A 26,184-nucleotide genomic window follows, 5' to 3' on the forward strand; every position below is an offset into this window, starting at 1 on the left:
CCGCGCGTCTTAATTTGACGCGCAAAGGTCGCTGTAGCACTTTGAATTGCTGCATGTTTTGATCCTTAAATCGAATGGGATTTAAGGAAACATGCAGTAGGATCAGTCCTGCGGGCCGTCGTTGTAGCCGACCTTGTCGACCAGTTCCGATGCCTTCTTGCGGTTGGCTGCAATGTCGGCCAACGGCAGTTCGTCGGGCTTGATCGTGCCGAACGACTTGACCACGTCGGAGGGCTCGGCACCCGGCAGCACCGGATATTCGTATACCTGCTCGGCGTAGATCTTCTGCGCTTCGCCTTCCGACAGGAATTCCATCAGCTTCAACGCATTGTCCTTGTTCGGGGCGTTCTTGGCGAGTGCCATGCCCGAAATGTTCACATGCGTGCCGCGGTCCTTGGCGTTCGGGAAGAGCACCTTGATAGCCGCCGCCCATTCCTTCTGTTCCGGCTCCTTCTCGTTGGTCAGCATCAGACCGACATAGTAGGTGTTGCCAAGCGCCAGATCGCATTCGCCGGCAAGGATCGCCTTTGCCTGGTCGCGGTCGCCGCCATCGGGCTTCTTCGCCAGATTGTTCTTCAGGCCAGTCAGCCACTTCTCGGTCTCGGCTTCGCCGTTGTGGGCGATCATCGAGGCGAACAGGCCGATATTGTAGGAGTGCTGGCCATCACGGGTGCAGATCTTGCCCTTCCACTTGGGATCGGCGAGTTCCTCATAGGTGATGTCGTTTTCGGCGACGCGGTCCTTGGAGGCGTAGACAACGCGTCCGCGGGTCGTCAGGCCGAACCAGTTGCCATCGGGGTCGCGGAAGTGCGCCGGGATGTCCTTGTTGATCGTCTCGTTGGCGACCGGCTGCGTCACGCCCGCATCCTTGGCTTCAGTGAGGCGGCTGATGTCGACGGTGAGGATCACGTCCGCAGGCGAGTTGGCGCCTTCGGCCTGGATGCGCTCGACGAGGCCCTTGTCGAGGAAGAGCACGTTCGTCGTGATGCCGGTTTCCTTGGTAAAGGCATCAAGCAATGGCTTGATCAGATCGGGCTGACGATAGGAATAGATGTTGACCTCGCCATCGGCCCAGGCAGCAGTGGACGCGAACAGGCTGGCGGTGAGGGACAATACGCCCATTGCAGCTCTTGAAACGGACATGGTTTCCTCCATTTTTTTGGTTTGAGCTAAGTTAACAAAATCGCTCATCTTTTTGATCGGCAGCCACCAAACAGTCAACTGGGAAACCGTTAACGATCAAGCAGATGTGACTTTTTTGGTATTTTGGAATTGTTCCAAACTACGATCCGTCCTATATGAAGGTTTGATAAACCTCTCGATTTCGGAGTGAATGATGCGACTGACGAAACAAACGAACTACGCGGTTCGCATGTTGATGTACTGCGCTGCAAACGGCGAGAAGCTCAGCCGCATTCCTGAAATCGCCAGGGCCTATGGCGTCTCAGAGCTGTTTCTGTTCAAGATTCTCCAGCCGCTGACCCGCGCTGGCCTGGTCGAGACTGTTCGTGGCCGCAACGGCGGCGTACGGCTGCCGAGGCCCGCTTCCGCAATCACCCTGTTCGACGTGGTCAAGGTCACGGAAGACAGCTTCGCGATGGCCGAGTGCTTCGAAGCCGGTGAAATCGATTGCCCGCTGGTTGACAGCTGCGGCCTCAATACCGCTCTGCGCAAGGCTTTGAACGCTTTCTTCGAGGTGCTTCAGGGCTACACCATCGACGATCTGGTCAAGGCGCGTCCCCAGATCAACTTCCTGCTCGGCCTGGAAGAGACCAAGCGTCCGCAGGCCCCGCAGACGACTGCGGCCTGATCCGACGTTTGCGGCGCCGCGTATCAGTCATGACCTCGGCGCCGTAGCTCTACCGCTCATGATTTAGCCGCTCAAAGCGGCCGCCGGCCGCCCCTTCAGTTCGGTGCCAGATATTCCCTCAGGATGAACTCTATTGCCGTCGGATCGATCTCGGACTTGTCGATCCGGAAATCCGCGCCGTACTCTTCCAGACTCTGGAAATAGGGCTCGACGAGCGACCCCGAGATCACGCCGATCGGGCCGATGAAGCCCTGGTACCGGAGTGCCGGCACGGTTTCGCGAAAGTCGCGCTGCGGCTGAAGGCGATTGTCCATCAACACCATCGACACCGGTTTGCCCGAACGAAGGAATTCGAGGGCGCTTTCGATCGTCTGGCAATAATGCAGTTCGATCTCGATGGTGCTGACCTTCTTGATCAGCCCGCGCAGAATGAGGTTCTCCGCAGGGTCGTCGTCAACGAGCAGGATATGGGCTTTTTGTGTCATGATCGTCCAAGTACCTGAGTGACCGGGAGCCATTCTGCTGCGCGCGCCTGTCATCGGCAAGCGGGTGGGGTGGCGAGTTTGCATCGTTTCTGCGGCGCCTGCTGTCAGCGGGGCCGCCTTGCGACGCCGCCAGGTTCAGATCGCCCCGTCGATCGGCTTCACTGAATGATCTGTTCGCGTATCGCCTTCGCCACCATTTGGGTCCGATTGACGACATCCAGCTTCTTCAGGATTGTCGCCGTATGCGAATTCACGGTGTGTTCGGACACCGATACGATCAGCGCGATCTCGCTTGCCGTCTTGCCATGGGAGATCCACTTGAGGATCTCCGTCTCGCGCGGCGTCAGGCCCATGCCGGCCTTGTTGGAAAGCGCGATGCGATAGAAATAGTCGAAGGCGCAGACGGCGTCATAGGTCAGCTCGAAATGCTCGGAGCGGCCGATGTCGTTGCCGTCGCCCAGAAACAGGACGGCGTATCGCGCGCCGGTCGCTGCCGCGTGCACCGGCACGCTCAAGAGCAGCTCGAAGCCGAGCTGGACCAGCAGGTTCTGGCCATTGGCGCAGCCGGGATCGCCTGACCTCCAGACGGAGGAAATGATCGATGTGTGCAGGGTTTTGTAGAAAAGCGAATCGCCGAAGCGGTGGCGCTTGTCGTATTCTTCCGCGAGGCCCGACGGAAGATCGTGCAGGACGAGCCGGGTGGACAACATGCAGGCGTCGTTCTCGTTGCCGAGCTGCAGAATGCCGAAATGGTTGAAGCCGAACCGCAATGCCATCGTGTGAAAGATGCGGAAGAAGTCGACGCGGTTGAGCGCTTTCTCCAGATCGTCGCGGAGATCGTAACGCCTGTGATTTTCCAGCAAACGTGCCACGCGTGCGCTACCCTTTTGTCGCGAGGCGGCAGTCTACTCGCAAGGCCGGCTCAATCAACGGCATGAAGCCGGTGACGAAATTGCGGATCGGCATCATCATGGTCGTCTCGCGGTCGCGTCGCCGCGATGTTGAAAGCGCCGAGTGGCGGATGCCGCCCCCTCCCAAGGACGTTTTGGCACGTCGATTGTCTCCCCCGAGATTTTGTCCAGGTTCTATTGCACGATCGCATAGGGGATTTCTACCCAACTATCTTGGGATTGACCGTTTCTTGCGATTTTCGTCGAATCGCCGATCGCCCGGCCGGAGCGACACACGCAAGGCGGGTGCACGATGGATGCGGTCGGCACATGTGACCTGCTCCACACTCCCGCCTGTCACCGTCGCACTTCGGTCACGCCGTCACCGATAAGCCGGATCGGGATGTTGCACGCCGGCCGAGCAGCGGCCGAAAAAGCCCCTGGAAATGTCAGGGTATTCTAAAACAGTGGACAGATTTCCGGCTCCGCCATAGGAGGAATTTTTCGCATAGACAAATTTGTTTGGCGACTTATTGCAATGCGACGCCAAATGTCGTTCCATCCGGCCTTGACCGGGGGCAAACGTCATTCCGCGTCAGGAAAATACGAGAACAAGAACAAATCTGGGAAGCAAAGCTCATGAAAAAGCTCACTACACTCTTCGCAGCGACGGCGCTTGCCACGCTGATGGCCGGCTCCGCCTGGTCGAAAACGTTCGTTTACTGCTCGGAAGGTTCGCCTGAGGGTTTTGATCCGGGCCTCTACACCGCCGGCACGACGTTCGACGCAGCGGCGCACACGGTCTACAACCGCCTGCTCGAGTTCAAGAAGGGCACGACCGAAACCGAGCCGGGCCTCGCTGAGAGCTGGACCATTTCCGATGACGGCCTTGAATACACGTTCAAGCTGCGTCCGGGCGTGAAGTTCCAGACGACGGAGTTCTTCACTCCCACTCGCGAGCTGAACGCCGACGACGTCGTGTTCTCGTATGAGCGCCAGCTCAAGGCCGACAATCCCTGGAACAAATACGTGACCGGCGCTTCGTGGGAATACGCAGCCGGCATGGGCTTCCCGGAAGTCATCAAGTCGGTCGAGAAGGTCGATGACCTGACGGTCAAGTTCACCCTGACGCGCAAGGAAGCACCGTTCCTCGCCAACATCGCCATGCCGTTCGCTTCGATCCTGTCGAAGGAATATGCCGACAAGCTGCAGGCCGAAGGCAAGATGAACCAGATGAACCAGATGCCGCTCGGCACCGGTCCGTTCGCGTTCGTCGCCTACCAGCAGGATGCCGTCATCCGCTACAAGGCAAACCCCGACTACTGGGGTGGCAAGCAGAAGATCGACGACCTCGTCTTCGCGATCACCACCGACGCTTCGGTTCGCTTCCAGAAGCTGCAGGCCGGCGAATGCCACCTGATGCCGTACCCGAACTCGGCCGACGTACAGGCCATGAAGGCCGATCCGAACCTGAAGGTCATGGAACAGGCCGGTCTGAACGTTGCTTACCTCGCCTACAACACGACGCAGGCTCCGTTCGACAAGCCGGAAGTCCGCAAGGCGCTGAACAAGGCGATCAACAAGCAGGCGATCGTCGATGCCGTATTCCAGGGCGCTGCCCAGCCGGCAACGAACCCGATCCCGCCGACGATGTGGTCGTACAACGACACGCTCCAGGACGACACCTACGATCTCGACGCAGCCAAGAAGATGCTCGAAGACGCAGGCGTCAAGGATCTGTCGATGAAGCTGTGGGCGATGCCGGTTTCGCGCCCGTACATGCTCAACGCCCGCCGCGCTGCCGAATTGATGCAGGCTGACTTCGCCAAGATCGGTGTCAAGGTCGAGATCGTGTCCTACGAATGGGCCGAATACCTCGACAAGTCGAAGGCAAAGGACCGTGACGGTGCCGTCATCCTCGGCTGGACCGGCGACAACGGCGACCCGGACAACTTCCTCGACACCCTTCTCGGCTGCAACGCTGTCGGCGGCAACAACCGCGCTCAGTGGTGCAACCAGGAATTCGACACCCTGGTCAAGAAGGCCAAGGAAACGTCCGACCTGGCAGAGCGCACCAAGCTCTACGAAGAGGCGCAGGTCGTCTTCAAGCGCGAAGCGCCCTGGGCAACGCTCGACCACTCGCTGTCGGTCGTTCCGATGCGCAAGAATGTCGAAGGTTTCGTCCAGAGCCCACTCGGCGATTTTGCCTTCGACGGCGTGGATATTGTCGAGTAAGCTAATGAACTGATCCGAAAGGGGGCGTTTGCCACGGGCAAACGCCCCTCTTTGCATCTACTACAGTGGCGCGCGTCCTGTCAGACGCGCAAAGGTCGCTGTAGCAATTTGAGTTGCTGCATGTTTTTGCCCTCGAATCCGAAGGGTTCAAGGAAACATGCAGTGGTGCCAGCGCCGGGAGACAACGGCGCGGCAACGTGGCGCGGGGTAAAACATGTTTCGATTTCTCTTGGGGCGTTTGGCGGTCCTGATCCCGACTTTCATCGGGGTCTCCATCATTGCCTTCTCCTTCATTCGCATGCTTCCGGGCGATCCTGTCGCCCTGCTTTCGGGCGAGCGTGTCATGTCGCCGGAGCGGCATGCGGAAATTTCACACGCGCTCGGTTTCGACCGGCCGTTCGTGATCCAATACTTCGATTATCTCTTGGGCGTCGTCCAGGGCGACTTCGGCACGTCGATCGTGACGAAGAAGCCGGTGATCGACCAGTTCTTCGAACTGTTCCCGGCGACGCTGGAGCTTTCGCTCTGCGCGATCATCTTCGCGATCGTGCTCGGCATTCCCGCCGGCGTCATCGCGGCGATCAAGCGCGGCTCCTTCGTCGACCAGACGATCATGGGCACCGCACTCGTCGGTTTCTCCATGCCGATCTTCTGGTGGGGCCTGCTGTTGATCATGCTGGTCTCCGGCATCCTGCAGTGGACGCCGGTTTCGGGCCGCATCTCGCTGATGTACTTCTTCCCGCCGGTTACAGGCTTCATGCTGATCGACTCGTTGTTGTCGGGGCAGGCGGGTGCGTTCAAGTCTGCGGTGAGCCATCTCATCCTGCCGACGATCGTGCTTGGCACCATCCCGCTGGCGGTGATTGCGCGCCAGACCCGATCGGCGATGCTTGAAGTGCTTTCGGAAGACTATGTGCGCACGGCGCGCGCCAAGGGCCTCTCGACCTTCCGTGTCGTCGGTGTCCACGCGCTTCGAAACGCGATGATCCCGGTCATCACGACGATCGGCCTGCAGGTGGGCGTCATGCTCGCCGGCGCGATCCTGACCGAGACGATCTTCTCCTGGCCGGGCATCGGCAAGTGGATGGTCGATTCCGTCTTCCGGCGCGACTACGCCGTCATTCAGGGTGGCCTCTTGGTCATTGCTGGCATCATCATGCTGGTGAACCTTGCCGTCGACCTGCTCTACGGTCTCATCAACCCCCGCATCCGGCACTAAGGAGGGCGATATGTCTCAAGCTGCTGCAACGAGCGCCGTTTCGACAGATCCGTCCCGCCGGGCGCGACTGGCCGAATTCTGGTACTATTTCTCCGAGAACCGCGGTGCCGTCATCGGCCTTGTGTTCTTCCTGTTCCTCGTCCTGCTCGCGATCTTCGCGCCGATCATCGCGCCGCATGACCCGACCGCCCAGTACCGCGATGCGGTGCTGATCCCGCCAGTGTGGCAGGAAGGCGGCCGTGCCGAATTCCTGCTCGGGACCGACGCCGTTGGTCGCGACATGCTCTCGCGCCTGATCTACGGCACCCAGTTCTCGCTGTTCGTCGGCGTCATCGTCACCACGCTCTCGCTGGTCGGCGGTATTTTCGTCGGCGTGATCGCGGGTTACTTCCGTGGATGGGTCGATACCGTCATCATGCGTGTGATGGACATCATCCTGGCCTTCCCGTCGCTGCTGCTGGCCCTCGTGCTGGTCGCCGTTCTCGGACCGGGCCTGACCAATGCGATGATCGCCATCGCACTGGTCTTCCAGCCGCACTTCGTGCGCCTGACGCGTGCTGCCGTCATGAGCGAGAAGAGCCGTGACTACGTCATTGCCGCGAAGGTGGCGGGTGCCGGCCACGGCCGCCTGATGTTCAAGACGATCCTGCCGAACTGCATGGCGCCGCTGATCGTCCAGGCGACGCTGTCGTTCTCGAGCGCGATCCTCGACGCCGCCGCTCTCGGCTTCCTCGGTATGGGTGCACAGCCTCCGACACCGGAGTGGGGCACGATGCTCGCCGAAGCGCGTGAGTTCATCCAGAGCAAGTGGTGGGTAGTGACGCTTCCGGGCGTTGCAATTTTGGTCACGGTGCTGGCGATCAACCTGATGGGTGACGGCCTGCGCGATGCTCTCGATCCCAAGCTGAAGAGGTCCTGATCATGGCGCTTCTCGAAATTGAAAACCTGGTCGTCGAATTCCAGACGGCCACCGGTCCCTTCCGCGCCGTCGACGGCGTGTCGATGAAGGTTCATGAAAAGGAAGTGCTGGCGATCGTCGGCGAGTCCGGCTCGGGCAAATCCGTGTCTATGTTGGCGGCCATGGGTCTCCTGCCCTGGACGGCCAACGTTACGGCCGACAAGCTGACGTTCAACGGACGCGACCTGCTCGGCATGTCGTCGTCCGAGCGCAAGAAGATCATCGGCAAGGATATCTCGATGATCTTCCAGGAGCCGGTCGCAAGCCTCAATCCGTGCTTCACGGTCGGCTTCCAGATCGAGGAAGTGCTGCGCATTCACCTCGGTCTCGACAAGGCTCAGCGGCGCAAGCGCGCCATCGAACTGTTCGAGGCGGTCGGCATTCCCGATCCGGCCGAACGGCTTGGGCACTATCCTCACCAGATGTCGGGCGGTCAGTGCCAGCGCGTGATGATCGCGATTGCCATTGCCTGCAACCCGAAGCTCTTGATCGCCGACGAGCCGACGACCGCGCTCGACGTGACGATCCAGAAGCAGATCCTCGACCTCCTGATGCGGCTTCAGGCCGAGCATGGCATGGGCCTGATCATGATCACGCACAATATGGGCGTGGTCGCCGAGACGGCCGACCGCGTCGTCGTGCAGTACAAGGGTCGCAAGATGGAAGAAGCCGACGTCCTGTCGCTGTTCGAATCGCCGAAGAGTAACTACACGCGCGCGCTTCTGGCAGCCCTGCCGGACAATGCGACCGGTGACCGGCTGCCGACCATCTCCGAACTTTTCGTCGATGAGCCGAGCCTTCAAGGAGCCGCCCGATGACCGTCGTTCTCGAAGCGCGCAATCTGGTGCGCGACTACCATATCCCCGGCGGCCTGATAAAAAAGGCCAAGACCGTGCATGCGCTCAAGGGCGTGAGCTTCTCGGTCGAACAGGGCAAGACGCTGGCGATCGTCGGCGAAAGCGGCTGCGGCAAGTCAACGCTTGGCCGCATCCTGACGCTGATCGATCCGGCGACATCAGGCGACCTGCTGATCGATGGCAACAAGATCGACATCACCAAGGGTGACCTGACGCCGGAGATGCGCCGCAAGGTGCAGATCGTCTTCCAGAACCCCTATGGCTCGCTCAACCCGCGCCAGAAGATCGGCGACATCCTCACCGAACCGCTGATCATCAACACCAAGACGCCCGCCGACGAACGTCGCGAGCGAGCGATGGCGATGCTGAAGAAGGTCGGTCTCGACGAGCGGCACTACAATCGTTACCCGCACATGTTCTCCGGCGGCCAGCGCCAGCGTATCGCCATTGCGCGCGCGCTGATGCTCAACCCGAAGCTTCTGGTGCTGGACGAGCCGGTCTCGGCGCTCGACCTGTCGGTTCAGGCGCAAGTGCTGAACCTGCTCGCGGACCTGCAGGACGAGTTCCAACTGACCTACGTCTTCATCAGCCACGACCTCTCGGTGGTGCGCTATATCGCCGACGACGTGATGGTGATGTATTTCGGTGAGGCCGTCGAATACGGCAGCCGCGACGAAGTCTTCGCTGATCCCAAGCACAGCTACACCAAGACGCTGTTTGCCGCGACGCCGCGCGCCGACGTTGCCAGCATCAAGGCACGGCTCGCCAAGAAACAGGCGGCCTGAGCCTTTCGGCGCCGTGTAACAAGAGCATTTCCAGGAAAAGTGCGGAGCGGTTTTCCGTCCGGAAGTGCGTAGGAGATGGAGCGTTTCCATGACTCTATCTAAAGTGGAAGCGCTCTAATAGGAGGCCGGGGAAAGAACGCCCCGGCTTCTTGGCCTTGCCGGGCCGATGGTGTAGAGCTTTCGCGCCGCCATTCACTTCTCGCCTTCCGGCGGCGGGCAGCCGCTTTTCGGTCGAACCATCAGCGTTCGACCCAACTTCAGGAACACGATCATGGAAATCAAGCGTTTCGAAACCGGCCCCCGGATGAGCCAGGCCGTGGTTTACAACAACACCGTCTACCTCGCCGGCCAGGTCGGCAATGCCGGTGACGATGTCGTGACCCAGACGAAGCAGGCGCTTGCCGAAGTCGACCGTCTTCTGGCGCTCGCCGGCACCGACAAGACCCGCATTCTCTCGGCCACCATCTGGCTCGCGGACATGGCCGACTTCCCGAAGATGAACTCGGTCTGGGACGCCTGGGCACCGCAGGGCAACACCCCGGCACGCGCCACCGGCGAAGCCAAGCTTGCAACGCCGGAATACCTCGTCGAAGTAATCGTCGTCGCGGCCGCTGCCTAAAGCATCTCTCGCAAAAATTGCGCGGCGCTGTTACGGTTCCGTCTAAACCGGAAACGCTTTAAGGCGCTTGGCGAAGCCGAGAAGGCTTTGCGTGATGTTATCTTTCCGCCGCCGTGCCCAACGCACGGCGGCGTTTTCTTTTGTCGCGACCGCCCCACCTGCGGCTCCCAGGCAGGAACCATTCGCCAGTCCGCACGTTTACCTGTGGTTCCATAAAAAAACGGGAGGGCTGTCGATGCTCTACTGGCTACCGCGGGTCTGCGTGGTTGCTTTTGCAGGTCTGTTGATCGGTTTTGGGTTCATCCCGCATACAGCCGTCGGCGTGGCGCACACATTGCTCATCATCGTCCTCGGCCTGGGGCTTCTGTCGCTGACCCTGCATGTGTTTCCGCCTGAACGGCACTGAGTGATCCGGTCCGCAATTCAAAGTGCTACAGCGACCTTTGCGCGTCTAATAAGACGCGCGGCGCTGTAGAGCGTTTCCAGTTTGGACGGAGCCGCAGACGCACTCTATCTCTTTCCTTTTACGTATTTCCTGACGGAAAACCGTTTCGCACTTTTCCTCGAAAATGCTCTAGGCGTGACGCATGACAAACAACGGCGAGGGACGGCATTGGACACATCCGGGCACACGGCTGCTTACTACAAGCTGAAGCGCATCGCCGAGGAGGAAAAGGCCTCGGTCGAGGCGGCACTTCCCGCCGAGCCGAAGCGGGACGGCATCGACCTGATGGTGGCCTGGAGCATCATCGGCCTCTTCGTGATCGCCGGCTCAGCCGCCGTCTACTCGATGGAAACGATCCTGATGCCGATCACGCTCGCCGTCGTCGTCGGCATCGTGCTCGGACGCGCGGCCGACAGCCTGGCAAAGTTCGGCCTGCCGCCGATCATGGGTGGGCTGCTGCTGGCACTGTTCTTCGTGCTTGGGCTCGCCTCGGTGGTCAGCGCCCTGCTCGGACCAATGACGGACTTGGCGCAAAAGGCACCGGCCCTGGCGGAGGGGGTCGTCGAACGTGTGTTACCCTTCATCGAGCGTTTCGAATGGCTGCGCCTGGCGGTGGCGCGAGGAACCGGCAACGGAGCCCTTGCCGACACCGTCATGAAGAACGCTGGTCCGGTTCTCGGCGTTGTCGCCGCCGGGCTGACGCCGGCCCTGGTCCAGACGCTGATTTTCCTTGCAGCACTCGGGCTCTTCCTGCTGGGTCGCCTGCATCTGCGCAGGACCATCATCCTTGCCTTCAACAGCCGGGAGCGACGTCTGAGCACGATCCGGATCATGAACGCGATCGAAACCGCACTGGCGCAGTATTTTTCGATCGCGAGCCTAATCTATCTGGCGCTCGGCGTCGTCACCATGCTCATCGCGCTGGTCGGCGGCCTGGCCATGCCACCGCTCTGGGGGTTGTTTGCCTTCGTCTCCAGCTTCATACCCTATCTCGGCGTGACCATGATGACGCTGGCCCTGCTCGTCGGCGGGCTGATGACGCACGAAGCCATCCTCCTGGCGCTGGCGCCGGCGGCCGTCTTTTTCGTCGTGCATCTGGTCATGGAAAATCTGGTGATCCCGTCGATCCTGGGCAACAGGCTCGAAGTCAACCCGTTCCTCGTCTTCGTCGCCATCATCTTCTGGACATGGATGTGGGGCGCGGTCGGCGCGATGCTGGCGCTGCCGTTGTCGCTGATCGCCATGACGATCTTCGAGGAGGTGCGCGAGCAGCAGCCGGAACGGCAGCTGCCGGCCTAAGGCGTGTGCGCTTATCCGCGTGTCGAGCGGGCGTGTTCGTCGAAGAACAGGGCCTGGCTGATCAGCGCCTTGACCATGTCCGGGTTGAACGGCTTGGTCACGAGGAAGGCGGGCTCCGGCCGCTTGCCTGTCAGCAGCCGCTCGGGGAAGGCGGTGATGAAGATCACCGGTACCGCCGCATCCTTCAGGATCTCGTTGACCGCGTCGATACCGGAGCTGCCGTCGGCCAGCTGTATGTCGGCGAGAACCATCTTCGGCGCCGTCTTGCGGTAAAGATCCAGCGCTTCCTTATGCGTGCGGGCAATGCCGGTCACGCGATGGCCGAGGCTCGTCACCATATCTTCGATATCGAGCGCAATCAGCGGCTCATCCTCGATGATCAGGACTTCGGTTGCCACCTGGCGCGAAATGTCTTCCGAGGCCACCGTCAGCAGCTTGGAAAACGCCGCCTGGCTCTGCCCCATGATCTCGGCGGCATCGGCAATCGAGAAACCTTCGACCGAAACGAGCAGAAAGGCCTGCCGTGCCGCGGGCGCGATCAGCGAAAGATTGGCGGCAGCCTGCTGTTCCCAGGCGAATGGAGAGACGTTCTCCGTCCGGTCGACGGAGACTTTCTCGAACAGCGAGCAGAACAGCTTGTAGAGGGAAATGCGGTCGTTGGAACCCTCCGGGAAAAGGCTGATGTCCTCGATCAATGCTTCCAGAATTGCAGCCACATAACCGTCTCCGGCCGCCTGCGAACCGGTCACGGCGCGGGAGTAACGGCGGAGAAAGGGAAGGTGTGGTGCAATACGGGTCGAAAGTGACATCAAGTACTTCCTTGGGTCTGATGTGATTCGCTTGTTTTCTGAGGACAATGAGCATCCTGCGAAAGACGTGAATGTTTTGAACACGTTTTTCGGCCTATGGGAAGCTGGCAACAGCGATGCGTGCTCGAGGTGTTTCGAGCGCTGTCTGGCTTAGGGGTTGTGGGATGGAGCATCCTGTGGACGAGCGTGGCGTAGGGGAAGAGGAAACGGCGAAGGCTGCGAGAGGCTCAGATCCGAACGGCTTGATCGGCTCGAAGCTGAAGGCGCTCTACCGCGCGATCGAGCAGGAGCCGGTGCCTGACCTTTTCATCGACCTTCTGCAAAAGCTGGATGACGCCGAGGCGCTTGCAGCGCCGCGCGTCAAACAGGACGCACAAACGACGCGGTAACACTTTAAACCTGCTGCAATTATGCAGTAGCCGTGCCGACGAAAAAGTTCTCCCCGAGTTGTAAGCGCAAGACATGAGAAACGGGCCGAAGCCCGCTTCCCTGGACCTCTTGACGTTTGCGCCTTAGCAGGCGGCCTCGTAGCGGCGGCCGTAGCGGTCGCGATAGATGCAACGTCCCGGCTCATTGGCATTGCCAACGAGCGCGCCGGCGACACCGCCGATGGCGGCACCGACCGCAGCACCTCTGACATTGCCCGTGGCTGCACCGCCGATGATTGCGCCGCCGGTCGCGCCGATCGCCGCGCCCTTCTCCGTTTGCGTGCATGCCGCCAAGGGGAGGATCAGGCTTGCTACGATAAGTATCTTCTTCATGACGCGTTCCTATCCGAGGTTTGCTTTGTTGAACATTGAAGGATGCATTCGGCCGAGACCGGTTGCGGGGGACTGATGACGAACAGAATGACGACAATGAGGCCGTTCGCCAAAGCGAACACGCCTTGCCGACGCCAGCCCTGACCCTGGCTTCGCGCCTATCTTAACCACCTTTGGAATGCTCGCAACGGTCGGATCCGCACCGCTCATCAATGTCTCCCTTGTGGTATCGCCACGGGTGCGGCGCTTGTTATTGCTGTGGAAACGACGATCACGCCGATTTGTTCCATTGGGCAAATTCTTCCCAGACCTGTCGTCGATCCGGGGATTTGAAGGGCCGCCAGCGGCAATTGCTCCGACGTGCGCCTGCGACCTGTTTCGCCAGCCGCAACCATCGCGCTGGGCATGAAATACCGCGTCGAGTGCTCGCTCCAGCGAAGGCATCGACGAAATTTGATTCGGCCCATGGAACTTCGCGCCGTTCATAACCGTTTGCTGTTCACGTTTTTGATGGAAGGAGCATGCGGATGGAACATATCGCTGCCATCATGGTCCTCGTCGGTTGCATGCAGGGCGACGCCGCCTGCCGTGAAGTCCCGACACCGGTCGTCGGTTTTGAGACTGTCGAGGAATTTCATGAATTGCTTTCGCCGTCGATCGAGGAGGTCGGCAAGGCGTTCAAGAGCGCCTATGGCAAATGTGCCGAAGTCGATCCCGCCCTGTTTGTCGAGGATGCGACGATAGAATGGTGGATCACGCCTTCGCGTCAGCTTGAAGTCAATGTGATCGCTGACGACGGCACCTACGCTGTTGCTGCCCGCACGGACGACAAGCCGAAGTTCCGCAACTAAAGCATCTCCAGGAAAAGTGCGAAGCGATTCTCCGTCGCCGCGCTGAAAGGATCAAGGCATGAACTGGGACATCATTCAGGGCAAATGGGCGGAGTTGAAGGGCAAGGCTCAGATCGAATGGGGCAAGCTGACCAATGACGATCTCGATGTCATCGACGGGCGGCGCAAGGAACTTGCCGGCCGTATCCAGGCCCGCTACGGCATCGCCCGCGATGAAGCCGAACGCCAGATCGACGACTGGGCTTCCCGCCACTGAGAGGCGAACCCGACCGAGCCGAAAGGCCAAAAGCAAACGCCGCCGTGGTGATCGACCGTCGCGGCGTTTGCTTTTGGTTTTTGAGCCCCCACAGCCCCGCGCGTCTTATTAGACGCGCAAGGGTCGCTGTAGCACTTTGAATTGCTGCATGTTTTTATCCTTAATCGAATAGGATTTAAGGAAACAGGCAGTAGCGGAAGAACGGCGCTGCGCAATTATCTCTTCGGTTTCGGCTCGGTCTTTTTCAGTTTTTCGAGAAGATTGTTTAAGTTCTGGCTCGGTTTGTCTGTGTTGTGCGCGTAGAGATCACGCATCGTTCTACCGATGTGAAGATTACTGTCCGGCGTTTCGGCGTTTCGGTGCGCTGTTTCAGCTGCGGACTTCCAAATATGTGACATTGGCATCTTCATGTCGAACCCGCTTCATTCCTTGAGGGAACAACGTAAGACTATCACGAAGGTTCCTGGCGAATTTCGCCTCGGCTGTGCCAAATCGAGACTGTTTTGGCGATCATGGTTAACAGATGGTTTCGAACCTCCGGGGCGGGATTGAAGATTTCATCGTTGCTTGCGTCGGTGCTGGAACAAAATAGGCGGTCATGACGTTTCATTTCCAGCGACGCATACAAGGAGATATCCTATGCTTTACTACGCTCTCGTCTTTCTGGTAGTAGCAATTATCGCAGGTGTACTTGGTTTTGGCGGTATTGCCGGTGCTTCCGCAGGTATTGCACAGATCCTGTTCTTCCTATTCCTCGCCTTCCTGGTGATCTCGCTGGTCGTGGGGCTCATGCGCAGAACCTGATCCAGGCGCTGGTAACGCATTAAACCTGCTGCATAATTATCTGCTTAAATCGATTCAGCTTTAAGGATTTATGCAGTAGGAAATCAACAAGGGACGAATGTCGAAAGACTTCGTCCCTTTCGCATGTCGCGATGCTCCGGTTACATCCCTTGCCCTCCCAGGTGTGCTTGGCTATTCATGCCGAAACGGATCTGACGCGCACCAAGGAATGCGGAACACATGAAATCGCTGGAGCTCCTCGTAGAGCGGATCATTCTGTCCAGTCGCTGGCTGCTGGTCATTTTCTATCTCGGGCTTGTTGCAGCGTTGGCGCTCTACGGCATTTCGTTCATGTACAAGTTCCTGAAGATCGCCGGCATGGTCTTCGTCTACGACGATGCCCAGATGATCCTGTCGATGCTCGGCCTGATCGATGCCGCCCTAGTGGCGAGCCTGATCGTCATGGTGATGATCTCAGGATACGAGAACTTCGTCAGCCGCTTCGACGAGGCTGATGCCGAGGTCTCCTTCCTCGGCAAGCTCGACGCCGGCAGCCTGAAGATCAAGGTCGCATCGTCGATCGTCGCGATCTCGTCCATCCATCTTCTGCAGATCTTCCTCAACACGCAGCAATATACCAGCCAGCAACTGATGTGGGCGACGATCATGCATCTCGCTTTCGTGGTTTCGGCGGTTCTGCTCGGTTATCTCGAGCAGATCATGAATGGGCTGAAGAGGAAGTAGCTTGGGCCGAGCGGCGTGCATCGCTGCTGATGGTCTTGATCGAGTAGCGGGGCACTGGACATGAAGACTGACGTAGTGGTTCTCGGCGCCGGCATCGTCGGCATATCGACCGCCATCCATCTGGCGCGGCGCGGCAAGTCGGTGGTGCTGCTTGATCGTCGCGGTGCGGGCGAAGAGACATCCTACGGCAATGCCGGCCTGATCCAGCGCGAGGGCGTGTTTCCCTACGGCTTCCCGCATGATTTCGGGGCATTGTTCCGCTACGCGCTGAACAACACCATCGACGCGCACTACCATATTCGCGCGCTGCCGGGGCTGGTGCCGTTCCTGGCGCGCTACTGGTGGCATTCCGGCTTCACCCAGCACCAGCGCATCGCCAACATGTATGCGCCGCTGATCGAAAATTCGATCGCCGAGCATGAGGATCTCATCAATGCATCCGGCGCGGGCGACCTGATCCGCAAGGACGGCTGGATGAAGGTCTTCCGCACCGAGAAGGAGCGCGACGCGGCCTACAAGGATGCCGAGAAGCTGTCGACCGGTTTCGGCGTCAATCATCAGAAACTCTCGACCAGCGAATTGAAGACCCTGGAGCCTTCGATCAGGGCCGATCTCGTCGGTGGCCTGCGTTGGAGCGACCCATGGTCGATCCGCGATCCGCACAGCCTCAACAAGGCCTATCTCACCTATTTCCAGTCGCTCGGCGGCCGGCTGGTTTCCGGGGACGCGGCGACGGTGGAACACATTCTCGAAGGTCCGGGCTGGCGGGTCGCGACCCCGGAAGGGCCGCTCGAGGCGCATGAAGTCGTCGTCGCACTTGGTCCTTGGGCCGATACGGTCACGCGCAAGCTCGGCTACCATTTCCCGGTTGCCGTCAAGCGCGGTTATCACATGCATTACGGCATGCAGGAGGGCGCCCAGCTCAACAATTGGGTACTGGATGCCGAGAAGGGCTATTTCCTGGCGCCGATGCTGCGCGGCATCCGCCTGACGACGGGGGCGGAATTTGCCTGGCGCGATGCGCCGAAGACGCCGGTTCAGCTCACCCGCGCCGAGCGTGTAGCGCGCGAGTTCTTCCCACTGGCCGAGCGCCGCGACGAAGAACCGTGGATGGGCGCTCGCCCGTGCACGCCTGACATGATGCCGATCATCGGCAAGGCGCCGCGTCACCAGGGCCTGTGGTTCGCCTTCGGTCATGCCCATCACGGCATGACGCTCGGCCCGGTCACCGGCCGGGCGCTCGCCGAAGCCATGACCGGCGAGAAGACGGTGATCGACATCGCCCCCTATCGCCCGGAGCGCTTCTTCTCCTGATCGTTTATCCGATCGCCAAAAGGGGCCGGGAGCATCGCTTCCGGCCTCTTCTGCATTTGGTCGCCGGTCAGGCGTTCGTGCCGCCGTCGATGGTGAATTCGGCGCCGGTCACGCCCCGGCCTTCGGGCCCGGCAAGCCAGGCGACGAGGCTCGCCACCTCGCTCGCATCGTTGAACCGGGGGATTGCCATCAAGCCGCGTTGCGGATCCGCATGCGCGCCGTCCTGCGGATTCATGTCAGTATTGGTCGAGCCGGGATGGACGATGTTGACGGTGATGCTCTTCGGTCCGAGGTCACGCGCGACCGCCTTGGTAAAGCCGACGAGCGCTGACTTGCTGAGCGCATAGAGGCTGATGCCCGGAAAGGGAACGCGCTGCGCCAGATTGCTGCCGATCGAAATGATGCGTCCGCCTTCCGGCATATGTTTTGCCGCAGCGCTCGTGGCCAGTACCACCGCCTTCACATTGACATCGACCGTACGGTCGAAATCGTCCGCGGTCACGTCCGTAATGGCGGCTGCTTCATAAATGCCAGCATTGTTGACCAGAATGTCGATGTGGCCGTGCCGCTCGACGACCGTCTGGACGGCGGTCTCCAACGCCTTTGCATCTCGATTGTCGGCGCGTACGGCGAGCGCCTTGCCGCCCGCGCGCTCGATTTCGGCGACCAGTGCATCGGCCTTTGCCTGCGACTGCCCGTAGGTGATGGCGACAATGGCGCCCTCACTTGCCAGCCGCCTGGCGATCGCCGCACCAATGCCGCGTCCGCCGCCTGTCACCAACGCGACCTTGTTTTTCAGATTCGACACGCTCTTGCTCCGTATTTGTAGTGATCGATACATATATACGCGGCGACTTGCCTCCCGCTGTCAAGTCATTTATGTATTGATCGATACAAAAAAAGGAGTTCATGCGATGTCCAGCCGTGGCCGGCCGCGCAATTTTTCGCGTGAGGAAGCGCTGAGGAGCGCGATGGAAATCTTCTGGGACAAGGGTTTCGACAACACCTCGCTTGCCGATCTGACGCGGGTGATGGGGCTCAATCCGCCGAGCCTTTACGCTGCCTTCGGCAGCAAGGCGAAGCTTTTCCTCGAGGCCGTCGACCTCTATGGCCGGACCGATGGCGCCGGTATCTGGGAGTTTCTGGACAGCGCACCGACGGCAAAGGAGGCGGTGCACGACCTATTGCGCCGGTCGGCCGAGAATTTTACCCAATGGGCCGAGCCACGCGGCTGCATGGTGGTGCTCTCTGCCCCGCAGATGGAGGGGGTCGACCCGGCGGTGTGCAACGGTCTGAAGGCGCGCCGGCTGGAAAAGCAGGCGGCATTAGAGCAGCGTCTCGAGCGTGGCGTGGCGGAAGGTGATCTGCCCGCGGGAACGGCCTGCGACGACATCGCCGCCTATGTCACGTCGATCCAGCATGGAATGTCGATCCACGCCCGCGACGGAGCCTCGCGTCAGACCCTGATGGCAATCGCCGATTGTTGCGCGGCGGGGTGGGACGCGATGGTCAAGGCGTCATCGACGAGAGAATGACGAGATCTGCTGTCGATGACGGCCGATAAGCGTCGTCTCAATTGATCGCGGTCGCCCCAATGCGCGCGCTCTTCGGCACAACCACGTCCTGGTGCGATCAACACTCGACCTTTGCCGGAAGAACGCTCTTCCGGCAAAGGCAAGCCATTGCGACAATACCGTTACTGGGCCGGTGCCGGCTGTGTTGTCGTTCCGTTCGTTGCCGGCGGGGTCGTGCCCTGCTGCGGCGTCGTTTCCGGGGCGGTCATCGTTCCGCCGGAAGGTGCGGTGGTCGTATCGGCCGGCGGCGTGGCCGTCGTATCCGTTGCTGGCGGTGTCGCCGTCTGCCCTGATGTCGACTGGTCGGTGGTGGCCGGTGGCGTTGCCGTCTCGGTCGTATCCCGCGTCAGTTCTGCCGGGAGCCAGGCGATCAAAGCGAGCACGAGGCCGGCAAGCAGGATGATGACGAGCGGCCAGCTGCTGCGCCCGGAGCGGACCGGTGCCGGATCTGTCGGCATGGGTGTCGGCTGACCTGTCACCGGGTCGATGAGCGGCTTTTCCTTGAACTCTTCACGTTGATTCATCGCGTTCACATCCTTTCTGGGCGTCCTCCGGCCTACGGGTCTTGCCGGCCGGAACGGCCTCGGCAAAGGCAGAGGACCGGGTTGTGCGGTTGCAAACTAACGTTGCGAACCTCGCATGCTCGACTGGACGCGCTCTGCAACAGGAAACGCGCGAAAACTTGCAATGTTCCATCGGGTACAACCCACCCAAATCGCATGCGCTTTACAGCCCGCTGTTTTCGCTGCAAGAAAATCATCTCTTTGGGGGAGCGATCATGACGCTTGAGGCATACCGAAGCGGAACCTTTGTCGGGCGCGTCTGGCGATCTGATATTGACGGGCCGGCGCTCGTGACCGTCAGGGACGGCGCGATTGTCGACATCACCTCGAAAATGGCGCCCACCATGCGCGATCTGTTGGAGCTTCCCGACCCGGTTGCCCACATCCGTCAGCTCGATGGCGAACGTCTCGCGTCGGTGACCGACGTACTCACGGGGGAGGGCAAGATCTCGACCCTTCGCCTGCTTGCGCCCTGTGACCTCCAGGCCGTGAAGGCCTGTGGCGTCACCTTTGCGCGCTCGATGATCGAACGCGTCATCGAAGAGCGGGCGGCCGGCGATGCCGCCCGCGCCGAGGCGATCCGCACACGCGTCACTGCCGTCATCGGCGACAGCCTGCGAAACCTTAAGGCCGGCTCACCGGAGGCAGCCCGTGTCAAGGCCGCGCTGATCGAGGAGGGCGTCTGGTCGCAATATCTGGAAGTCGGCATCGGTCCGGATGCGGAAGTTTTTACCAAGGCACAGGTGTTGTCATCGGTCGGTTCGGGTGCCGATGTCGGCCTCCACCCGATTTCGCGCTGGAACAATCCGGAACCGGAAATCGTGCTGGCCGTTGCCTCTGACGGCGCCGTCAAGGGCGCGGCGCTCGGCAATGACGTCAACCTGCGCGATGTCGAGGGCCGGTCCGCTCTGCTTCTCGGCAAGGCGAAGGACAATAATGCCTCCTGTGCGATCGGCCCGTTCATCCGCCTGTTCGACGAGACCTACACGGTCGATCATGTGCGCAGGGCCGAACTCGAGCTGCTGGTCGAAGGCGCCGATGGCTACCGCCTGAAGGGAATGAGCAGCATGGCGGAGATCAGTCGTGACCCGCTCGACCTCGTCGCCCAGACGATCGGGCCACACCATCAATATCCCGATGGGTTGATGCTGTTCATGGGCACGTTGTTTGCCCCGGTCGAAGACCGCGACGAGAAGGGGCAGGGCTTCACCCACAGGATCGGCGATTTGGTGACGATTTCAAATGCTGAACTTGGTAGCCTGACCAACGTGGTGCGCCTGTCGACGGATTGCCCGCCCTGGACGTTCGGCATGGCCGCGCTGATGCGCAATCTCGCCAGCCGTGGTCTGATTTAGCCGCGGCTCATCAGCCGGAAATAAGCGCCCGGATTGCGCGCTAGGCAAGTGCCCGCCTTAAAGGAAAGAGGCCCGCCGATCCTCATCGGCGGGCCTCTCATGGAATTTAGTTAAGCTTGGCTGTTGTCTTCGACAGGCGCGTTCGGTCCGTTCTTCTTGATCGAATCGATGGCGTTCTGAGCGCTTGCCTTGCTCGAATAGCCTTCGGTCGAAAACATCACTTCGCTGTTGTACTTGAAGCGAACCCGATATTCGCCAGCCTTGTCTTTGTAGATCTCGAACTTATGAGCCATGTGCCCTCCCATATGTAATCGTGAATCACGCAGGGACTAGCGTGGCAGTTGCAAGCGGCGTTGACAAGATGTCGGCGGTCTCATTCAAATCTACACGTCCGCTTCACCTGACCTTGATCCTCGTATGGACGATGGAGCAATTTCCCACACAGCGGACCGGCCCCGCACTGGAAAGGCAGAAAACCCACCATGAGCATGGAGACTGACGCCCGCTTCTGGGACCGGAGCGCGCGCAAATACGCCATGGGCAAGATTGCCGATCAAGCCGGATATGAGCGCACGCTGGAGCGAACCCGCGCCCTTTTGAGACCAAGCGACCGGGTGCTGGAAGTGGGTTGCGGGGCAGGAACAACGGCGCTCCGGCTTGCGAGCCATGTGCAAAGCTATCTTGGGACGGATATTTCCAAAGGAATGGTAGCGATTGCCGAAGAAAGGTGTGCCGCCGATCCCATCCCGGGGCTAGCCTTCCGGGTCGCAACCGTCGAGGCGCTGACGCCCGAAGAAACACAGTTCGACGTCATCATGGGGTTCAACTATCTGCATCTGGTTCGCGACTTGGCCGGCACGCTGGGCCACATTCACGCCCTGCTGGCGCCGCAGGGTCTGTTCATTTCCAAGACGCCCTGCGTCGGGGATATGAACCCGCTCATTCGGCTTGTCCTGCTGCCCGCGATGCGAGCGCTCGGGCAGGCGCCTTACGCCGGCATCTTCCGGGCGGCTGAATTGGGTCAGATCATCCATGCTGCCGGTTTCGACGTGCTTGCCACGGAAAACCACGCGACCAAGGGCAACGACAGCCGTCCCTATATCGTCGCGCGCAAGAGATGACATGTCGGGCCGCGGCTCCGGCGTTCGTGACGATCTCCACGCCGAACTTTGCGAGCCTGATCTTCGCGGTATGTCTGCCGGCAGACTGCGTCAGCCTTCGACATTCGGGCGCAGCCACGCCGAGGTCTGGGGAGAGCCGGCGCGGTGTTCGGTATGCGATTTGCCGGCACACAGCGACCCGACCGCTATTTGCGAGATAGGTCTCGTGATCAAAACGCTCGGCTGTTGTTGGACCAGACCGGTCCCAGGCGCTCTTCTTCCTTGATGCTGTTCGACCCATAGGAGAACCGGAGGCCACCGAAGATCGTGCTGCTGTCGCCCGACACCGACGAACCGAAACCGGATACCTCCTCGTCGGCGTATTTGTATCCGCCGAACAATGTGACCGGGAAGTATACCGAGCGATAGTTCGCCGTCAGCTTCAGGCTGCGGATGTCGTAGTCGATGCCGCTGTCGGTGATGCGGTCGAGAGCGCCGTCGACATCGAAGCGTACGTTGTCTGTAGCATAGAAGCGAGCGCCGAGCGCGGCCATGTAATGGTCGGCGTCGAAACCCTCCCATCCCGCCTGGCCATAACCGGCCGCACCGTGGATGGTCCATGTGTCCTGGAAATAGGCGCCCTCGATGCCGCCCATATAATCGTTGATGTGGCTGTCGAACCCTGCATCGAGACGCGCCGCCTGCACGAACACACCCGCCGCATAGAGGTTGTCTCGGTAATAACCGTGCAGGGTGCCGTTATAAGTATTCGTGTCGGCGTCCCCGATCGAGGCGCGGGCGTAGCCGAGATCCGTCTGGAGATTGAAGCCGCCGCCTGCATCGAAGTTGACGGCGCCACGCAGCGCCCATGCGTCGGCATCAATGTCGCCGGGAGAATCGACGACGCTTCCGTAGGCGCCTTCGATATATCCCGTTACGCCCAGCGATGCCTGTTCGACCGGCGCTTCATAGTAGTCGGCCGCCCCGACCAATGGCCCATCCATATCGGCGGCCGCTGCGAGCGATGCGCTCGACAAGAGAAAAACAAGAAAACCGTTCGTCCGAAACATCTGCCCACCCCCTGAAAACCCTAGCAAAGAGTAAGCAAACATCGTTAATGCAATCTCAACGCGAATTCCGTTTGCAAGGCATCTGGATGTGAGGGTGTCGAACGCGACCGTGTCTTTCGAAAGGGGCATTCTAGGCATCGGCGCAAGGCGTGCGAAAGTCACGCGTGCCGAGGTGTTTACGCTACTGAATTTGTTTGTGAAAGAGTTTGGCTGGGGAACCTGGATTCGAACCAGGACTAACGGAGTCAGAGTCCGTGGGTCTACCGTTAACCTATTCCCCAAAGCCGCCGTCGGGGCGAAGCCCGTCGGGTTGGTTGGCGGGCTTATAAACAAATCAGCGGCCGATGCAAATACCTTTTGCAAAAAAAATCGCACAGGCGGCGGCGATGGTGTGCTTGGCGGCGATGTCAACAGGCCGGCGAACCGGCAACCCCGGTCTGTCCGTTGGTGTCGGGCAGGGGAAAGCCGCGCAGCCACTTTGTTGTGCACAAGCCGTTTCTCAAAAAAAGTTTGGCGAATGGGGACTGCACTGGTACAGTCGCCCCAACGAAAAATCGAGAAAGCGCCTTGAGCGGCCGAAAGGCTTTGCGCGGCGCGATGGTTGAGACAAGTGAAAGACCCCGATCACGGCGAAAAGCCGTCCGAATCCGGGGCGTCGGCAGCAGGCCGTAGCGATGGACCCAAGATGGGTCCGCGCAACGGCAAGGGCAAGCGGAAACGGCGCAAGTCGTCTGCTTTGCCGTCTGCAATTGCCAGCCAACCCGGCGGTGCCGGCATGGCAGGGCGTCCCGCAGGACCAGACGATGCGGAACCGGCGCGCAAGCGCAAACGGCGTCGTCGTTCGAAATCCGCAAAACAGCAGGCTCAGGCCGCGCCCGCTTCCGCGGGCGGTCGCGACGTGCAGCTTGTCGACCCGGCAATGGGCGACAGGAAGGGGCACAAGCGCAACAAGAAGGCGCGGCATCGCCGTGGCATTCAGGGACGGCCGCTCACCTCGGGCGAGCGTCAGCAGCAAGCACAATCGCGCCCCAGCGAGGGCGCAACCACGTCTAGGCCCGGAGCGCCTCAGTCCGGCGGGCAGGCTGCCCCGCGGGGCGACCAGCCGCGCGCGCCGTTCGTTGCCGCCAGCGAGCCGCCGGCGCCGCTTTATGCGGCGCTGGATCTCGGTACCAACAATTGCCGTCTGCTGATTGCGCAGCCGACCCGCCCCGGCCAGTTCCGGGTGGTGGATGCCTTCTCGCGCATCGTCAGGCTGGGTGAAGGGCTGGGTGCCAGCGGCCGGTTGTCCGAGGACGCGATGGACCGCGCCGTCGAGGCGCTGAAAGTCTGCGCTACCAAACTGGGTGCGCGGATGATTCGCCGCCGCCGGCTGATCGCCACCGAAGCTGCGCGCGCCGCCGAAAACGGCGAAAGCTTCCTCGAGCGCGTGGCCAAGGAAACCGGGCTCGAGCTTGAGATCATCAACCGCGAGACCGAGGCGCGGCTTGCCGTGTCGGGCTGCTCGTCGCTGGTCGATCGCGAGACAAGGTCGGTCGTTCTCTTCGATATCGGCGGAGGCTCCTCGGAGATCGCCGTCATCCGCATCGGCGATAGCAGGTCTAATCGGCTCGCCAATCACATCACCCACTGGACCTCGCTGCCGGTCGGCGTCGTGACCCTTTCCGAACGCCATGGCGGCCAACATGTCACCCCGGCAAACTTCGAAGCCATGGTCCAGGAAGTCGAGGGCATGCTGTCGCGTTTCGACAGCCCGCCGGTCGAAGCGCTGGCAACGGGCATTGCCGGCAGCGGCTTCCACCTGATCGGCACGTCGGGCACGGTGACCACGCTTGCCGGCGTTCATCTGGATCTTCCGCGCTACGACCGCCGCCGCGTCGATGGTCTCTGGCTTTCCGATGACGAGGTGTCCGCCATGCAAGCGCGGCTGCTTTCGTGGGATTTTGATGCGCGGGCGGCAAACCCTTGCATCGGCCCCGATCGCGCCGATCTGGTGCTGGCAGGCTGCGCAATCCTCGAAGCGATCCGTCGCCGCTGGCCATCGACGCGCATGCGTGTTGCCGATCGCGGGCTGCGCGAAGGCTTGCTGACCGACATGATGGCGGATGATGGCGCCTGGCGGCGCTCGCGACCGCGCCGGCATCAGCGCAGCTCAACCACATAATTCCTTCAATCGGACAACGATTTAGGCAATTGTGCGATAACTTCTGCAGATACGGCAGGCCCGGTGCGTCCGAAGGGATGTGCGGCAGTCGCCGCCACGAAGGAAACAAGACATGACGAAACCTCCTGTTGGCGGCAACCGCAGCGGTCGAAAGCTTGGTCAGAAGGTCAAGAAGGGCAAGCTCAAGGCTTCGTCCCGCCGCTGGATCGAGCGCCATATCAACGATCCCTATGTCCAGCGCGCCCAGCTCGAAGGCTACCGGGCGCGCGCGGCCTTCAAGCTCTTGGAGATCGACGAGAAGCACAAGATCCTCAATGGCACCCGTCGCATCATCGACCTGGGTGCCGCTCCCGGCAGCTGGTCGCAGATCGCCGCCAAGGTGACCAATTCGACGGATGGCGATCCGCGTGTGGCAGCGATCGACTTCCTGGAGATGGATCCGCTGCCGGGCGTTCGCATCCTGCAGATGGACTTCCTCGACCCGCAGGCGCCTGAGAAGCTGATGGAAGCGATCGGCGGCACGCCGGATCTGGTCATCTCCGACATGGCGGCGCCGACGACGGGACACCGCCAGACGGACCATTTCCGTACCATGCATCTCTGCGAAGTCGCAGCCCATTTCGCCGTCGACGTTCTCGCAGAAGGTGGGCATTTCCTGGCAAAAACCTTCCAGGGCGGCACCGAGCGCGATCTGCTCAACATGCTCAAACAGAATTTCCGCCAGGTCATCCACATCAAGCCGGCGTCTTCGCGTGCCGAATCGGTGGAAATGTTCCTGCTCGCCAAGGGCTTCAAGGGACGCCGCGTCACCGACACGGACGAACCGATGGAAGACGAGGCTGCGGACTAAATCATGCTGCTTTATGTGACGGTCGGCACCAACGATCTCGACGGCGCGGGCGTGTTTTACGACCCGGTTCTGGCGACGCTCGGATACCGCCGTCAGCGCCAGGACGAGACCGAAATCGGCTACAGCGCCGATGGCGATATCAGGTGCCGCTTCTGGGTGGTGACACCGTTCAATGGCAAGCCTGCGACCTTTGGCAATGGAGCGACCATCGCGCTTGAAGCCGAAACGCGCGCGGCGGTCGATGCCTTCCATGCGGCAGCACTTGCCAACGGCGGCACGGACGAGGGCGCCCCCGGCCTCAGGCCGTTCCACGCGCATTTCTACGCGGCCTTCGTGCGCGACCGGGATGGCAACAAGCTGTCTGCCGTCTGCGAACGGCCGGAATAATCTT

31 protein-coding genes and 1 tRNA gene are annotated in these 26,184 nt (G+C 60.7%); 22 read left to right on the forward strand and 10 right to left on the reverse strand.

Translation table 11 applies throughout. The features are described from left to right. Window positions 1-102 precede the first annotated feature (102 nt). Complete coding sequence (locus J3R84_RS01865) at window positions 103-1,143, reverse strand: Fe(3+) ABC transporter substrate-binding protein (protein ID WP_025425997.1); 1,041 nt, start codon at window positions 1,141-1,143, stop codon at window positions 103-105. A gap of 193 nt (window positions 1,144-1,336) precedes the next feature. On the opposite strand from J3R84_RS01865, the gene rirA reads away from it, so the two are divergent. Next, the gene (rirA, locus tag J3R84_RS01870; protein ID WP_025425998.1) at window positions 1,337-1,810 is read left to right on the forward strand and encodes an iron-responsive transcriptional regulator RirA; all 474 of its coding nucleotides are present in this window, start codon (window positions 1,337-1,339) and stop codon (window positions 1,808-1,810) included. Window positions 1,811-1,905: 95 nt separating this feature from the next. On the opposite strand, the gene J3R84_RS01875 is transcribed toward rirA, so the two are convergent. Together J3R84_RS01875 and J3R84_RS01880 are read right to left on the reverse strand one after the other, a co-directional pair. Then, window positions 1,906-2,295 carry a response regulator gene (locus tag J3R84_RS01875; RefSeq protein ID WP_025425999.1) on the reverse strand — a complete coding sequence of 130 codons (390 nt, stop codon included), beginning with the start codon at window positions 2,293-2,295 and terminating at the stop codon, window positions 1,906-1,908. Between the two features lie 158 nt (window positions 2,296-2,453). Beyond that, window positions 2,454-3,167, reverse strand: a complete 714-nt coding sequence (locus J3R84_RS01880) for a helix-turn-helix transcriptional regulator (RefSeq protein WP_144239132.1) — start codon at window positions 3,165-3,167, stop codon at window positions 2,454-2,456. Between the two features lie 657 nt (window positions 3,168-3,824). Between J3R84_RS01880 and J3R84_RS01885 the strand changes: the two genes are divergently transcribed. From J3R84_RS01885 to J3R84_RS01920, 8 genes are all read left to right on the forward strand, one after another. Continuing rightward, window positions 3,825-5,420, forward strand: a complete 1,596-nt coding sequence (locus J3R84_RS01885) for an ABC transporter substrate-binding protein (RefSeq protein WP_025426001.1) — start codon at window positions 3,825-3,827, stop codon at window positions 5,418-5,420. 214 nt (window positions 5,421-5,634) lie between these two features. Continuing rightward, window positions 5,635-6,639, forward strand: a complete 1,005-nt coding sequence (locus tag J3R84_RS01890) for an ABC transporter permease subunit (RefSeq protein ID WP_203527663.1) — start codon at window positions 5,635-5,637, stop codon at window positions 6,637-6,639. 10 nt (window positions 6,640-6,649) lie between these two features. Then, window positions 6,650-7,558: an ABC transporter permease subunit gene (locus J3R84_RS01895; RefSeq protein ID WP_025426003.1), complete on the forward strand. Its 909-nt coding sequence runs from the start codon at window positions 6,650-6,652 to the stop codon at window positions 7,556-7,558. A gap of 2 nt (window positions 7,559-7,560) precedes the next feature. Continuing rightward, a complete protein-coding gene (locus J3R84_RS01900) occupies window positions 7,561-8,415 on the forward strand; it encodes an ABC transporter ATP-binding protein (protein ID WP_025426004.1) in 855 nt (284 codons plus the stop codon). Beyond that, window positions 8,412-9,239, forward strand: a complete 828-nt coding sequence (locus J3R84_RS01905) for a dipeptide ABC transporter ATP-binding protein (RefSeq protein WP_025426005.1) — start codon at window positions 8,412-8,414, stop codon at window positions 9,237-9,239. Before J3R84_RS01900 ends, J3R84_RS01905 begins: the two co-directional genes overlap by 4 nt. 271 nt (window positions 9,240-9,510) lie before the next feature. Beyond that, entirely contained in the window at window positions 9,511-9,858 is a 348-nt protein-coding gene (locus J3R84_RS01910) for a RidA family protein (protein ID WP_025426006.1), read from the forward strand. Window positions 9,859-9,949: 91 nt separating this feature from the next. Beyond that, on the forward strand, window positions 9,950-10,264 hold the full coding sequence (locus J3R84_RS01915) for a hypothetical protein (RefSeq protein ID WP_144239133.1): 315 nt from the start codon (window positions 9,950-9,952) through the stop codon (window positions 10,262-10,264). Between the two features lie 207 nt (window positions 10,265-10,471). Next, entirely contained in the window at window positions 10,472-11,602 is a 1,131-nt protein-coding gene (locus tag J3R84_RS01920) for an AI-2E family transporter (protein WP_025426007.1), read from the forward strand. An 11-nt stretch (window positions 11,603-11,613) separates the two neighbouring features. Here J3R84_RS01920 and J3R84_RS01925 read toward each other — a convergent pair whose 3' ends face one another. Then, the gene (locus tag J3R84_RS01925) at window positions 11,614-12,411 is read right to left on the reverse strand and encodes a response regulator (RefSeq protein WP_025426008.1); all 798 of its coding nucleotides are present in this window, start codon (window positions 12,409-12,411) and stop codon (window positions 11,614-11,616) included. 164 nt (window positions 12,412-12,575) lie between these two features. Here J3R84_RS01925 and J3R84_RS01930 point away from each other — a divergent pair, with 164 nt between their 5' ends. After that, on the forward strand, window positions 12,576-12,800 hold the full coding sequence (locus J3R84_RS01930) for a NepR family anti-sigma factor (protein ID WP_025426009.1): 225 nt from the start codon (window positions 12,576-12,578) through the stop codon (window positions 12,798-12,800). 123 nt (window positions 12,801-12,923) lie between these two features. Here the strand turns inward: J3R84_RS01930 and J3R84_RS01935 are convergent, their stop codons facing one another. Continuing rightward, window positions 12,924-13,172 carry a YMGG-like glycine zipper-containing protein gene (locus J3R84_RS01935; RefSeq protein ID WP_025426010.1) on the reverse strand — a complete coding sequence of 83 codons (249 nt, stop codon included), beginning with the start codon at window positions 13,170-13,172 and terminating at the stop codon, window positions 12,924-12,926. Window positions 13,173-13,699: 527 nt separating this feature from the next. On the opposite strand from J3R84_RS01935, the gene J3R84_RS01940 reads away from it, so the two are divergent. The 5 genes from J3R84_RS01940 to J3R84_RS01960 all read left to right on the forward strand — a co-directional run bounded on the left by J3R84_RS01940 (window position 13,700) and on the right by J3R84_RS01960 (window position 17,120). Then, window positions 13,700-14,023: a hypothetical protein gene (locus J3R84_RS01940; RefSeq protein WP_025426011.1), complete on the forward strand. Its 324-nt coding sequence runs from the start codon at window positions 13,700-13,702 to the stop codon at window positions 14,021-14,023. A gap of 58 nt (window positions 14,024-14,081) precedes the next feature. After that, the gene (locus J3R84_RS01945) at window positions 14,082-14,279 is read left to right on the forward strand and encodes a CsbD family protein (RefSeq protein WP_025426012.1); all 198 of its coding nucleotides are present in this window, start codon (window positions 14,082-14,084) and stop codon (window positions 14,277-14,279) included. 639 nt (window positions 14,280-14,918) lie between these two features. Beyond that, a complete protein-coding gene (locus J3R84_RS01950) occupies window positions 14,919-15,083 on the forward strand; it encodes a DUF1328 domain-containing protein (protein WP_025426013.1) in 165 nt (54 codons plus the stop codon). A gap of 219 nt (window positions 15,084-15,302) precedes the next feature. Beyond that, the gene (locus J3R84_RS01955; RefSeq protein ID WP_203527661.1) at window positions 15,303-15,806 is read left to right on the forward strand and encodes a TIGR00645 family protein; all 504 of its coding nucleotides are present in this window, start codon (window positions 15,303-15,305) and stop codon (window positions 15,804-15,806) included. Between the two features lie 60 nt (window positions 15,807-15,866). Beyond that, on the forward strand, window positions 15,867-17,120 hold the full coding sequence (locus tag J3R84_RS01960) for an NAD(P)/FAD-dependent oxidoreductase (RefSeq protein ID WP_025426015.1): 1,254 nt from the start codon (window positions 15,867-15,869) through the stop codon (window positions 17,118-17,120). A 67-nt stretch (window positions 17,121-17,187) separates the two neighbouring features. Here J3R84_RS01960 and J3R84_RS01965 read toward each other — a convergent pair whose 3' ends face one another. Then, window positions 17,188-17,961: an SDR family NAD(P)-dependent oxidoreductase gene (locus J3R84_RS01965; RefSeq protein WP_203527659.1), complete on the reverse strand. Its 774-nt coding sequence runs from the start codon at window positions 17,959-17,961 to the stop codon at window positions 17,188-17,190. A 73-nt stretch (window positions 17,962-18,034) separates the two neighbouring features. Between J3R84_RS01965 and J3R84_RS01970 the strand changes: the two genes are divergently transcribed. Beyond that, entirely contained in the window at window positions 18,035-18,655 is a 621-nt protein-coding gene (locus J3R84_RS01970; RefSeq protein ID WP_025426017.1) for a TetR/AcrR family transcriptional regulator, read from the forward strand. A 161-nt stretch (window positions 18,656-18,816) separates the two neighbouring features. Here the strand turns inward: J3R84_RS01970 and J3R84_RS01975 are convergent, their stop codons facing one another. Continuing rightward, window positions 18,817-19,227 carry a hypothetical protein gene (locus J3R84_RS01975; RefSeq protein WP_025426018.1) on the reverse strand — a complete coding sequence of 137 codons (411 nt, stop codon included), beginning with the start codon at window positions 19,225-19,227 and terminating at the stop codon, window positions 18,817-18,819. 245 nt (window positions 19,228-19,472) lie between these two features. Here J3R84_RS01975 and J3R84_RS01980 point away from each other — a divergent pair, with 245 nt between their 5' ends. Beyond that, window positions 19,473-20,612: a fumarylacetoacetate hydrolase family protein gene (locus J3R84_RS01980; protein WP_144239134.1), complete on the forward strand. Its 1,140-nt coding sequence runs from the start codon at window positions 19,473-19,475 to the stop codon at window positions 20,610-20,612. Window positions 20,613-20,722: 110 nt separating this feature from the next. Here the strand turns inward: J3R84_RS01980 and J3R84_RS01985 are convergent, their stop codons facing one another. Then, a complete protein-coding gene (locus J3R84_RS01985) occupies window positions 20,723-20,905 on the reverse strand; it encodes a YegP family protein (protein ID WP_025426020.1) in 183 nt (60 codons plus the stop codon). Between the two features lie 189 nt (window positions 20,906-21,094). On the opposite strand from J3R84_RS01985, the gene J3R84_RS01990 reads away from it, so the two are divergent. Next, the gene (locus tag J3R84_RS01990) at window positions 21,095-21,733 is read left to right on the forward strand and encodes a class I SAM-dependent methyltransferase (RefSeq protein WP_025426021.1); all 639 of its coding nucleotides are present in this window, start codon (window positions 21,095-21,097) and stop codon (window positions 21,731-21,733) included. Between the two features lie 209 nt (window positions 21,734-21,942). Here the strand turns inward: J3R84_RS01990 and J3R84_RS01995 are convergent, their stop codons facing one another. Both J3R84_RS01995 and J3R84_RS02000 read right to left on the reverse strand, forming a co-directional pair. Further along, the gene (locus tag J3R84_RS01995; RefSeq protein WP_025426022.1) at window positions 21,943-22,782 is read right to left on the reverse strand and encodes a hypothetical protein; all 840 of its coding nucleotides are present in this window, start codon (window positions 22,780-22,782) and stop codon (window positions 21,943-21,945) included. A 207-nt stretch (window positions 22,783-22,989) separates the two neighbouring features. Then, a tRNA-Gln gene (locus J3R84_RS02000) sits at window positions 22,990-23,063 on the reverse strand. Between the two features lie 63 nt (window positions 23,064-23,126). On the opposite strand from J3R84_RS02000, the gene J3R84_RS02005 reads away from it, so the two are divergent. From J3R84_RS02005 to J3R84_RS02020, 4 genes are all read left to right on the forward strand, one after another. Next, a complete protein-coding gene (locus J3R84_RS02005; RefSeq protein WP_128090403.1) occupies window positions 23,127-23,387 on the forward strand; it encodes a hypothetical protein in 261 nt (86 codons plus the stop codon). Window positions 23,388-23,392: 5 nt separating this feature from the next. After that, the gene (locus J3R84_RS02010; protein ID WP_025426023.1) at window positions 23,393-24,943 is read left to right on the forward strand and encodes a Ppx/GppA phosphatase family protein; all 1,551 of its coding nucleotides are present in this window, start codon (window positions 23,393-23,395) and stop codon (window positions 24,941-24,943) included. A gap of 112 nt (window positions 24,944-25,055) precedes the next feature. Next, a complete protein-coding gene (locus J3R84_RS02015; RefSeq protein ID WP_025426024.1) occupies window positions 25,056-25,793 on the forward strand; it encodes an RlmE family RNA methyltransferase in 738 nt (245 codons plus the stop codon). Window positions 25,794-25,796: 3 nt separating this feature from the next. Beyond that, window positions 25,797-26,180 (forward strand): VOC family protein, encoded by a 384-nt coding sequence (locus J3R84_RS02020; RefSeq protein ID WP_025426025.1) that lies wholly within the window; start codon window positions 25,797-25,799, stop codon window positions 26,178-26,180. The last annotated feature ends 4 nt before the right edge of the window (window positions 26,181-26,184 follow it).

The sequence above is a fragment of the Ensifer canadensis genome (assembly GCF_017488845.2).
GTDB classification, from domain to species: Bacteria; Pseudomonadota; Alphaproteobacteria; order Rhizobiales; family Rhizobiaceae; genus Ensifer; species Ensifer canadensis.